Source organism: Mycoplasma sp. AC157, assembly GCF_054343415.1.
The window spans coordinates 1-11,272 of sequence record NZ_JBTGVE010000008.1; the positions used below are offsets into that span (position 1 = coordinate 1).

Below are 11,272 nucleotides of genomic sequence, written 5' to 3' on the forward strand. Positions count from 1 at the left end.
AAATAGCCAATTTATTTACACATCTTGACTCTCTCCTTTCACTTCACAAGCGTAAAAGACTATTGATTAAAAAGGTAAAATGATTTTGTAAAAATAGTGTAAAAATGCTTATAAATCTAAATATTTCTAAAAAATTAAATATAGTTTTAATAAATGTATCTATATTTTTGATAAAAAGATAGAATAAATATGAAAAATATAATAATCTTAATTGTTTTATTGATATTAATATTATTAATAAATAAAACAGAATAAAATTTGTAAATTTAAAATAAAAATCCCTTTTTCTAAGGGACTAATGTTATTTAAGATATAGTACATTTTAATAAAATAAGAAAAATAAATTTATTCTTTTTTAAGTTTTTGTATTAAACAAACATTTTTTCTAAGAGTTTTGCTTTTATATTTTCTAATGCTGTTAACTTACGCTTGTGAAGTGAGATTAGAGAATCTAAATTATCAAACAAAGTGCATATTTTATTTTGTTCATTGAAAGTAGGGAAAAATATTTCAAAATTAAGAATTTCATTTTTAGATAAATTCAATTGAGCTGAACCACCTGATTTTTGTCTAAATAAATATTGTTTTGAATTTATTTGATTGGAAAAGAAATTACTTTTGTATTGTTCATTAATTCTAACTAATGCAACTCTTTGATTTAACACATATAAAGAATTTTCAGGGATAATTGCAGTTTTTCCAATTAATTTTCCTTCTCCTATATCAGACAAAATCATTACTAAATCATCTTTTCTTAAAAATTGTTTAGCAAAATCAGTTCTTTTTCCATTTTCCTGTAATTTTCCTTCTATACTAACACTGTTTAAGTTTATTATTTTGTATTTTCCTGATTCTTTTGCATATTTTTCATAAGAATCACCATTTTCAAAATAGGAAATATTCCCCAAAATGTCCTGTTCTCAAGCGTGAGTAAATTCTTTGAATCTTATACTTGGAATGTTTGAATTTTGAGATGGAAACATCTTGTCAAGTAATGTGTTTTTAATGTTTTTTAGAAAATTATACTTACGCTTGTGAAGTGAAAGGAGAGAGTCTATTAATAAAATGAGTTTACTATTTTTTTCTTGCTCTTCTATTTTTGGTAGTATTATTTTTTCTTCATCAAGTTTATCAATATATAAACACAATCTAACACTACCTTCTTTGTTTTTGTTAATTATTTCTTTAAAATTTTTGGATTTAAATCATAAAAACATTCAATTATCTTCTATATAATTAACTGTTTTAAAAACTTCGTATAAAGGACTAATCAATACGTTTTTACCTTTATTATAGTATCCAATCGAACCGATATCAATTCTTGCAGGATTATAAGCAAATGAAAAAGGTTCAACTATCAAAGAATTTCTTTTATTTGCTGTTACAGCTTTTCCGCCATTTTGAAAAAAATCTTTTTGATTTACAAAACCAGAAGAATTTGTTATTGAATAACTTTCTAATGATAAATTAGATTTATTTTTATTTCTATAAGAAATTAATAAATTCCCCAAAACTTCCTGTTCTCAAGCGTGAGTAAATTCTTTGAATCTCAAAGAAGGGACTAAATTATTTTTTGTATTATTTGACATTTTTCTCCTTTTATTGTTTATTTAATATTTTTGTAATAAATTCCAGTTTTTCTTTTTGTACATGCATAGTTGAGAGAAATTTCATTGTTTGTATTAAGTTAGGTAAGACTCATTTATAATCTTTATCTAAAAAATTTAAAGATTTGTCATTGTTATTAGAAACAAATAATTCTAAGTCTTCAATTATTGCATGAGTTAAATAACTTTCTGTTTTTACTGTTAAATCAGTTAAATAATTAGCTCATTGAAAAGCAAGATAATTTATTAATTCTTGATAGTTTTTAATTTCATTTAAAGAATCAAGAGTAGTTTGAAATATTGTTTCTTCTAAAGAACTAATATTGTTGTCAAGTCTTCTTAGATAATTTAAATAATCATAAACTTCAGCTATTTTGAATTTAATTTCTTTTTCTGTTTCAGTTTGAGTGCTTGCAGGATTTAAAAGTTTTTTAATTCTTTCTAAATCACTTGTTTTAATTTTACTTGATTTAAATAAAGTTTGACATTCTGGATAAGTAGAAATTTCTAAGAGTAATGAGTTCATTCGCTCTTCTATTTTGTCTCTTAGTTCTTTCATATGAATTAAATCTTCAGCATTTTCATCTGCTTCTACAGAAATAACTAATAAGAAATTAATAAGATCTGATTCTTTTTCTCCTTCTGAAAATTTTCTTATATAACTATCCATTAATCTATCAAAATTCATTTTTCTTTTTTCTTTAAATACAGATATTTCAGGAATAATAAATTCATCTACTGCTTTTTGTAATTCAAACATTAATTTTTCCTTATCTAAAAAAGGAATGTTTTTAATTGAAGCGTTAGCAAATCTATCTATTTCACTTTTAATAATTTCTTCTCAATTTTCTGGAAATTCATCGATTTCAGTGAAAAAAGGAATAAAGTAGTCAACGATTTTTTCTCTAACTTTTTCCATTTTAGTTTCTATTTTTTTAATTATTTTGGACTCTAAAACTAATAATGTTATTTTTTCAGCATTAACTATTTTATAACCTGAATTATTTACTTTAATTGCTATTTGATCTTGTAAACCACTAATTTCATCAAAATATTTTTGTACAGGTCTAAAGTCTTCTACTGTTAGTAAATTATGAATTTTATTAAATTCTTGATTGGAAGAGTTAACATCTTCTTTTGTTATGTATTTAGAAATTTGAAGATCAAAATTATTAGAGGTAATTTCTTGGATAGAAACCTGTTTTGAAAATCCTTTGATTTCTTTTTTATCTTTATAAGTATTTAAAATATTCTCAATGTTATCAGGACTTAATTTGCAAATATCATTGTTTAATTTTACAAATAAATTAGTTGCATTAATCATAAAAATATCTTTATTTATTTTATTCTTTTTAAAGATTAATAAAACATCAGTGTTGGAAGTTCCAGAAAATAATTTATTTTGTAAATAAATAATTGAGTCTAAATGATTTTCAAGCACAAGTTTTTTTCTAATCTCTTTTTCTACTGAAGCACTTGTTAAGATTGATTCTGGTGCTAAAATAACCATAATTCCTTCATCATCTAAATTGTATAAACCTTGTAAAATAAAAGCTCAATCTGCTTTGGTTTTAGGTGGTGTACCATATTCTTTAAAATAAGGGTTGAAATTTTTAGATATTTCTGAATTTCAACTTTTAGAATTAGGAATATGTGATAATACTACATCTGCTTTAGGATTATTTGTTTTATATAAATCATTTGGTGAATAACTGGTAAATGAATCAGCATTTTTGATTTTTCAATTTTTAAAATCAACATTATTAATTATAAAATTCATTCTACTTATGTTGTAATTTCAACTATCAATTTCAATTGCATTATATTGAACTAAATCTGATTCATTTTTATATTTTTCAAAGGTTTTACCTACATTTAACATTAAAGAAGAAGTTCCGGCTGTTGGATCATAAATCTTAAGTTCATCTTTATTTTTAACATCTTCTAAAACTATTTTTGAAACTATAATTGAAGCATCATTAGGTGTATAAAAACCTTCATTTGCATTTTTATTTTCTTCAGAAAATTCACTAATTAAAAATTCAAATATCTCTTTAAAAATAAAATGATCGTTTTGATAATCAATATTTATTAGTTCAACAACAGATATTGCTTCTTCTATTAGAATTTTTAAATCTTTTTTATTTTTTCAGTTTTTTTCAATTTCATTTTTAGAAATATAAAATATATCACTAAATAAATAGGTATATTTATCATTTTTTTTAATATGATTATGAAAGAGTTCAAATCTCTCAAGTATTTTTTCAAAAGTAATATTTGAACTATGACTTGCCATATATTCTTTATATAAAGTACTAAATAAATTATCGTTAAAAATGAAGTAACCAAGTTCATTTTGAACTGTTTTGTAAATGTTTTTAATTTCTTCAAAAGAGTTAAAATATTTAGTTTTTCTGAATAATGATTTATATTTAAAATAAGAATAATCAAAATACTTGAATGCATTTTCATCTATCTTTAAATTTTGTTTCATAAAAACTTCTTGTTTTCTTGAAAGATATTTGTAAAAAGCAAAATATAAGGTTAGATGTTTGAATTTGTAAAAATCAGTTGCTGTTAATTTTCTAAAAATATTTCAATTTTTTATGAAATAATCAATTTGAGTTGTTCAAAAAGATACTGCTTTGATTTTATTTTGTTTTTGTTCCATTTTATACTCCTTTGAATTTTAAAATAAGTTTCTACTATTATAATTATATTTTAAAATTCGTTTTTTATTTATAGTTATAAAAATAAAAAATCTAATTATAAAATTAGATTAATTATTAATTAATATCCCATTTTTTTAATTACTTTTTCGTTATTTACTCAATTTTTACTTACTTTCACATTGGTAGAGAGAAAAATTTTACTATTAAAAAGTTCTTCAAGTTCTTTTCTTGAATTTATTCCTATTTGTTTAATCATTGCTCCGTTTTTACCAATAACAATTCCTTTTTGTGAATCTCTTGAAACATATATTGTTACATCTATTTGCATTGAATGTTCTTTTTCAATAAAATCATTAACTATAACAGCAATGTTATGAGGCACTTCATCTTCTAAAAGATTAATAGCGTTTTTACGAACAATTTCTTTAGCAAGAAAACGCATACTTTTATCTGTTATATCTTCAACTGGATAAAAAGGTTCAGATTCATAGCTATACTTTTTAATTTCATTAATTAATTCTTGAATTGTTTGTTCATAAGTGATGGATGTTCCTAATACAAGGGAAAATCCTTTGGATTTGAGTTGTTCTGCTTTTCTTTTAAGCATTTCTTTATCAGAAACAAGATCCACTTTTGTAATCAGAGCAATTTTATTTTTAAAATTTTTGATTTTTTCTAAAATCATAAAATCACCTGTTCCAATTTCTTGGTCAGCAGGTTGTAAAAATAAAATTAAGTCTGCATTTTTTAAAGATTCATAAGAACTATTGTTTAATGAATCACCTAATTTTTGCTTGCTTTTGTGAATACCAGGAGTATCAATAAAAACAATTTGATATCCTTCTTCATTATAAATTCCGTTTATTTGATCTCTTGTGGTTTGTGGTTTTGCACTTACTATTGATAAATCATATTGTAAGATAGCATTAAGTAAAGATGATTTTCCAACATTTGGTCTACCTATAATTGCAACAAAACACACTTTCATTAAACTTTAATATCCTCACTTAAAATAGGGAAAGGAACCATTTCAAGAACAGTATTTACTCTGCAAGTACCATCATTAGAATATTGAAATATTTTACCATCAAGTGGCATTAATTCACTCATAACTTGCCTACAACCTGCACAAGGAGAGATGAATTCATTTTTCCTTGATATTATATGAATTTCGGTAATTTCTCTTGGTTTAAATCCGTAAGAAATAGCTCCAAAAAGAGCGCTTCTTTCTGCACACATTCCAGAAGGATATGCAGCATTTTCTACATTAACACCATTTCATTCTTTTCCGTCTTTATTTTTTAAAATTGCAGCAACTGCAAAATTTGAATAAGGTGAATAAGAGTTATCTAAAAGTTTTTTTAATTTTATGTACATTATCTACTAATCTCCATTTTCTTCATTATTTTATCAACGTGATAATTCATTTTATCTTCATCTTCTTTTGTTAGATGATCAAATCCAAATAAATGAGCTAAACCATGAGCAAAAAGATAGCAATATTCTCTTTTTAGTGTGTGACCATATTCTTTAGCTTGTTCTTTAACTTTTTGATAAGAAATAATTATTTCTCCAAGTGGTAAAAAATCTAAAAAATCAAAATCACTTCAATTAGTTCCAAAAGAAAGAATATCTGTAACTTTATCTTTTTTTCTATATTCTTTGGAAATTATTTTAATTTGTTCATTATCCGTGAGTAAAAAATCAACAACAATTTTTTTTCTAGCTTTAAATTCTTGATGTGCAAGATTTAAAATCTCTTTAAATTCTTTCAAGTAACGAAATTGATAGTTTGTGTTATTTGAAAAATTCAATTTATTTTCCTTTATCATATTTAAAATTATAATATTTTTTTATAATATTAAAAAAATATTCTCTAAAATTTGAGAATATCTATTTTTAGTCTAAATCTATTTCGATTTCGTTTTCTTCTGCATTTTGTTGTTGTTTGCTTAATTGCTCATCTTCTTGTGCTTTTGTTAATTCAATAACTTTATAATCATTTGATTTTTTAAGTTCAACTTTTGGTTGTTCTTGTTGCTTATCTTTGTTTGCTTTAGGTTCTTCAACAGGAGTATCTTTTGGTTCAGAATCATCAACAATATCGATTTCACTATCTTGTGATTTAGCAGCTTGCTCTTTTAATTCTTGGTCTTCTTGTTCTTTAGAAACTGAAATAACACTGAATTTTCTATCAAATTGTTTTGGTATTTCATCTCCGATTGTAGTTCAAGTATTTTCAGGATCTTGATTTTCTAATTGATCATGAAGTTTTTGTTTTTGATCTGGTGTTAACTCTACTTGTGGAGTTTTTGGTTGAACTGGTTCGATAGTTGAATTGTCTTGTCCTTCTACTGTGCTGTTGTTATCTTTAGTTTTATCAATTTTATTAAGTTGATCGTCAAGAATTTGTTTTTCTTCTTTTTTAGTAACATCTAATTTTGTAAATTTTCTGTTAAAACTTTGTGAGTTATCATCACCAATAGTTGTTCAAGTGTTTTTTAGATCTTGATTTTTTAGTTGATCACTAAGTTGTTGTTTTTGTTCAGAAGTTAAAGGAATTTGTGGTGTTTTAGGTTTTTCTGATTTACTGTCAGTATTGTTATTATCTTGTCCTTCAACTACACTATTGTTATCTTTTGTTTTATCAATCTTCTTAATTTGCTCATCAACAATTTCTTTTTCTTGCTCTTTAGTAACCTCTAATTTTTTAAATTTTCTGTCAAAAACTACAGGTTCAACGTTACCTATCGTAGTTGATGTATTATTTAAATCTTGTTTTAAATATTGTTCATTTAAAATTTCTTTTTGTTGCTTAGTTAAAGGAATTTGTGGTTTTTTTGGTTCTGAAGGTTCACTAGTTGAATTGTCTTGTCCTTCTACTGTACTATTATTATCTTTAGTTTTATCGATTTTATTAAATTGATCATCAAGAATTTGTTTTTCTTCTTCTTTTGAAACGTGTAAGACTTGAAATTTTCTGTCAAAAACAACTTCAGAATCTTGTGTTTGAGATTTTGGATTTGTTGTTGCAGTATCTGGATTTTGTGAATCAGTTTTAGTTTTGTCTGAATTGTTATTTAGTTTTGGATTTTTAGTTTTTTGATCAATAAAACCATTTTCAGGTGCTTTATCTTTATCTTTTTGAACAGCTTGTGTTTTATTATCGTCTTTTGGTTGTGAATTACTTGGATTTTGAGATTTGTTTTTGTCTTTTATTTTCTCAGGATCAGAAACTTTAACATCGTTTCCTGGTAGTTCTGCAATTGGTGTTATTACAGGGTTTGGATTTTCTTTAACTGGTTCAGTTTGTGTTGTTCCCGATCCAGGATTTTTAGGTTCGCTAGGTTTAGTTTCTGTTGTATCATTACATGAAATTACCATACTTATTGGTAATAATGGACTGGTTAAAGCCAATTTTGGAAATACCTTTTTAATTTTTTTACTCATTTTTCTCCTTTTTTCTAATTTATTTAAATTAAATTATTAATTTACATAATATATAGAAATACATAAGAAAATAAAGAGTGCTTCTATATATATATATATATATATAGCAGTTAGTAACTTACTAACAATTTAATTAAAAAGAACTTAAATAAATATATTTCAATTATAACTCTTAAGTTACAAAAATAAATATAATTTATATTAAAAAAGGCAAAAACTGAGTTTTTTACGCTTTTTTTGAAGTTTTTTAGTTTTAAAAAATAAATAAATAAGAAAATTTAAGTATATTTTGTAATAAAAAAAGGAATTTTTTATATAATTATAAAGTATATGGAATAGTACCCAAGAGGCTGAAGGGGATACGTTGGAAACGTATTAGGAGAGGCAACTCTCGCGCAGGTTCAAATCCTGTCTATTCCGCCATTGCTCAGGTGGTGAAATGGTAGACACGCTAGATTGAGGTTCTAGTGCGAGAAATCGCGTTCGGGTTCAAGTCCCGTCTTGAGCACCATATCAAAAAGACCTTTTAATCCGCTTTTGCGGATTTTCTTTTACTTTTGAAAAAAAATGAAAATTTTTGAATTAAATATATTGAAAAATACTTTAAAATGATATAATTTGTTTGTTTTTATCTATAATAAGTTTAATGATAAAATCAGAAAGGAGTAATGTGGAAGATTCAAAAAATAAAAAAATTATGTCTTTTGCAAAACAAAAGGAAATAAACGAATACATAAGAACTAAAAAGATTTTAAAACCTATTGAAATTGAACAAAAATTCCAATTAACAAAAAGTACTGCAAGAAGATACCTTCTTAAACTTGAAGAAGAAGGTTATGTTAAAAGACCTTTTGGTGAAATTGTTTATAACGAAAAAAGAAATTATTTAGATAAAATTGTTATTGACGAAATTAAAGTAAATGTAGAGGCAAAAAGGAGCATTGCTAGAACAGCTGCTGTTTTAGCGAAAGATTACTTAAACATTTATTTAGATGCAGGTTCTACTTGTTATTATTTACTTGAATATTTAGATACTGATGTTAATATTTTTACAAATTCTATCCATAATGCTATGAAAGCTGTTGAAATGGGATTCAAAAATATTTATGTAGTAGGTGGAAAAATAAAACATAAAAGTCTTTCAACAAATTCTCATGATTTATCAGCTATTGAAAATTTTAAATTCCAAATAGCATTTTTAGGTGTTAGTGGTATTGACGAAAATGGAAAACTAACAACAACAGAAATAGGTGATGGGAAAATGAAAAACTTTGTAGCTCAACATTCTGAACTTGTTGTTGTTTTAGCGACCGAAGAAAAATTTGGATTTGGAACATTCTATGATTTTACACCATCTGACAAATTAGTTTTAGTAGTTACAAATTATAAAAAAGAAAAAGAATTTGAAGGATTGAATTTAATTAGAACTAAGGATGAATATTAAAATGCAAGAGCTTAAAAAATTAAAAGAAATACAAGCAAGCTTACAAGTTTTTTATCAAAAAACTAACAATATACATTGAAATATTAAAGGGATTGAATTTTTTGAAATTCACGAAGAAACAGATAAATTAAAAGCAGAAGTTTTAGGATTTATTGATGAAATTGCTGAAAAAGTAGTGATGAAAAAATCACAAGCAATTGGAAGTTTTAAAGAAATTTTAGAACTTTCATTTATCAAAGAAGAATCAACAAAAGAATTTGACTATAAAACAGCTTTACAACTTCTTGTTTTGGATTTAGAAACTTTATTAAAAGAAAGTGAAAGTTTTGAATGAAGTGCAAGAGTTCAACCAATTTTTGATGAAATTTTATTATCATTTGATAAATGATTATGACAATTTTCAGCAATGTTAAAAGAAATTAAATAAATATTCTTTATTTTTTTTCTTTTTAATGTAAAATTATAAAATATAAATCTATAATAAAATTATCTTAGATATACAGAGGGGGAAAAATGGCTATAGTTCCAAAGAGAAAAACTTCTAAACAACGTAAACATAAAAGAAGAACTCATGATGCTTTAGTTGTACAAAACTTAATTAAATGTACAAACTGTTCAAATGGTATCCAACAACATAGAGTATGTAGATTTTGTGGTTTTTATAAAGGACAAAAAGTTCAAGGTTTTACAGCTTTAAACGACAAATAATTATTAATCAAATTTATTAATAACGTATAAAAACTAATATATTTTAATTTAAAATCAAGGCTTTAAGCTTTGATTTTTTTCTATTTGAAGTAAAATTATAATAGTAAAATTAAATGAGGTTAAAAATGTATAAAAACATAGAGTTAAAAGATAAAGAAATTGCTAATGCAATAAATAAAGAACTTCAAAGACAAGAAGAACACATTGAATTAATAGCTTCTGAAAATTATGTTTCAGAAGATGTATTAAAAGCAACAGGAAGCATTTTAACTAACAAATATGGTGAAGGGTATCCAGGAAAAAGATATTACGATGGTTGTGAAAATGTGGATGAAGTAGAAAATTTAGCTATTGAAAGACTCAAGAAATTATTCAAAGTAAAATTTGCTAATGTTCAACCTTATTCTGGTTCGACAGCAAATGCAGCTGCTATTGCTTCAATTGTAGAACCAGGAGGGAAAGTTTTAGGAATGTCACTAAGCTCTGGTGGTCACTTGACACATGGATATAACATAAATTTTTCTGGAAAATTTTATCAATCATTTTCTTATGATGTTGATTCTAATGGTTTGTTAGATTATGAGCAAATTTTAAAAGTAGCAAAAGAAGTTAAACCCAATTTAATTATATGCGGTTATTCAGCATATTCAAGAACAATAGACTTTTCTAAATTTAGAAAAATTGCAGATGAAGTAGGTGCTTACTTAATGGCTGACATTGCACATATAGCTGGACTTATTGCTTCAGATTTACATCCATCACCTGTAGAATATGCAGACATAATTACTTCGACAACTCACAAAACATTAAGAGGTGCTCGTGGTGGTATCATAATGACAAATAATGAAGAAATTGCTAAAAAAATCGATAGATGAGTTTTTCCCGGTTATCAAGGTGGTCCTTTATTTCATAGCATCGCAGGAAAAGCGGTTGCTTTTAATGAAGCACTACAACCTTTTTTTAAAGACTATTGCAAACAGATTATAAAGAATTCAAGGGCTTTTTCGGAAGAATTTCAAAAAAATGGAGTAGAAATAATTTCTGGCGGAACTGATAATCACTTATTTACTATAAATGTTAAAAAATCTTATAAAACAACAGGTAAATCAGCTTCTTCTATTTTGCAAAAAATCAATATTACCGTTAATAAAAACACAATTCCAAATGATGATGAATCTCCTTTTGTAACTTCAGGAGTTAGACTAGGAACTGCTGCAATGACTTCTAGAGGTTTTAAAGAAAAAGAATTTAAGCAATTAGCCAATATTATAAATAAAGCTTTGTTAAATAGTGAAAACCAAAAAGAGTTAGAAGCATTAAAACAAGAAGTAATAAAATTAACTAAAGATTTTCCTATAAAAAAATCTTATTGAAACTAAAATGAAACCAAA

Annotated in this window: 11 protein-coding genes and 2 tRNA genes; 7 read left to right on the top strand and 6 right to left on the bottom strand. The window is 24.9% G+C overall.

Translation table 4 applies throughout. The annotated features are described in order from the left end of the window. A partial coding sequence (locus ACXX84_RS01960; RefSeq protein WP_458572801.1) for a hypothetical protein occupies positions 1–182 on the top strand: 182 nt, incomplete at its 5' end. A gap of 186 nt (positions 183–368) precedes the next feature. Here the strand turns inward: ACXX84_RS01960 and ACXX84_RS01965 are convergent. The 6 genes from ACXX84_RS01965 to ACXX84_RS01990 form a co-directional block, all read right to left on the bottom strand. After that, positions 369–1,589 carry a restriction endonuclease subunit S gene (locus ACXX84_RS01965; RefSeq protein WP_458572802.1) on the bottom strand — a complete coding sequence of 407 codons (1,221 nt, stop codon included), beginning with the start codon at positions 1,587–1,589 and terminating at the stop codon, positions 369–371. A gap of 10 nt (positions 1,590–1,599) precedes the next feature. After that, on the bottom strand, positions 1,600–4,278 hold the full coding sequence (locus tag ACXX84_RS01970) for an N-6 DNA methylase (protein WP_458572803.1): 2,679 nt from the start codon (positions 4,276–4,278) through the stop codon (positions 1,600–1,602). Positions 4,279–4,397: 119 nt separating this feature from the next. Continuing rightward, positions 4,398–5,267, bottom strand: coding sequence for a GTPase Era (gene era / locus ACXX84_RS01975; RefSeq protein WP_458557613.1), 870 nt, complete (start codon positions 5,265–5,267; stop codon positions 4,398–4,400). Next, complete coding sequence (cdd, locus tag ACXX84_RS01980) at positions 5,267–5,656, bottom strand: cytidine deaminase (RefSeq protein WP_436359168.1); 390 nt, start codon at positions 5,654–5,656, stop codon at positions 5,267–5,269. Before cdd ends, era begins: the two co-directional genes overlap by 1 nt. Beyond that, a complete protein-coding gene (gene ybeY, locus ACXX84_RS01985) occupies positions 5,656–6,111 on the bottom strand; it encodes an rRNA maturation RNase YbeY (protein WP_458561071.1) in 456 nt (151 codons plus the stop codon). Before ybeY ends, cdd begins: the two co-directional genes overlap by 1 nt. Positions 6,112–6,178: 67 nt before the next feature. After that, complete coding sequence (locus ACXX84_RS01990) at positions 6,179–7,729, bottom strand: hypothetical protein (RefSeq protein ID WP_458572804.1); 1,551 nt, start codon at positions 7,727–7,729, stop codon at positions 6,179–6,181. A 332-nt stretch (positions 7,730–8,061) separates the two neighbouring features. Between ACXX84_RS01990 and ACXX84_RS01995 the strand changes: the two genes are divergently transcribed. The 6 genes from ACXX84_RS01995 (at position 8,062) to glyA (ending at position 11,260) form a co-directional block, all read left to right on the top strand. Beyond that, positions 8,062–8,152 (top strand) — tRNA-Ser (locus tag ACXX84_RS01995). Between the two features lie 2 nt (positions 8,153–8,154). Further along, a tRNA-Leu gene (locus tag ACXX84_RS02000) sits at positions 8,155–8,240 on the top strand. Positions 8,241–8,399: 159 nt separating this feature from the next. Beyond that, entirely contained in the window at positions 8,400–9,173 is a 774-nt protein-coding gene (locus ACXX84_RS02005; RefSeq protein WP_458557615.1) for a DeoR/GlpR family DNA-binding transcription regulator, read from the top strand. 1 nt (position 9,174) lies between these two features. After that, positions 9,175–9,600 carry a Dps family protein gene (locus ACXX84_RS02010; protein ID WP_458557616.1) on the top strand — a complete coding sequence of 142 codons (426 nt, stop codon included), beginning with the start codon at positions 9,175–9,177 and terminating at the stop codon, positions 9,598–9,600. A gap of 86 nt (positions 9,601–9,686) precedes the next feature. Next, a complete protein-coding gene (gene rpmF, locus ACXX84_RS02015) occupies positions 9,687–9,881 on the top strand; it encodes a 50S ribosomal protein L32 (RefSeq protein ID WP_436359163.1) in 195 nt (64 codons plus the stop codon). Positions 9,882–10,006: 125 nt separating this feature from the next. Continuing rightward, a complete protein-coding gene (gene glyA, locus ACXX84_RS02020) occupies positions 10,007–11,260 on the top strand; it encodes a serine hydroxymethyltransferase (RefSeq protein WP_458559413.1) in 1,254 nt (417 codons plus the stop codon). Positions 11,261–11,272 lie beyond the last annotated feature (12 nt).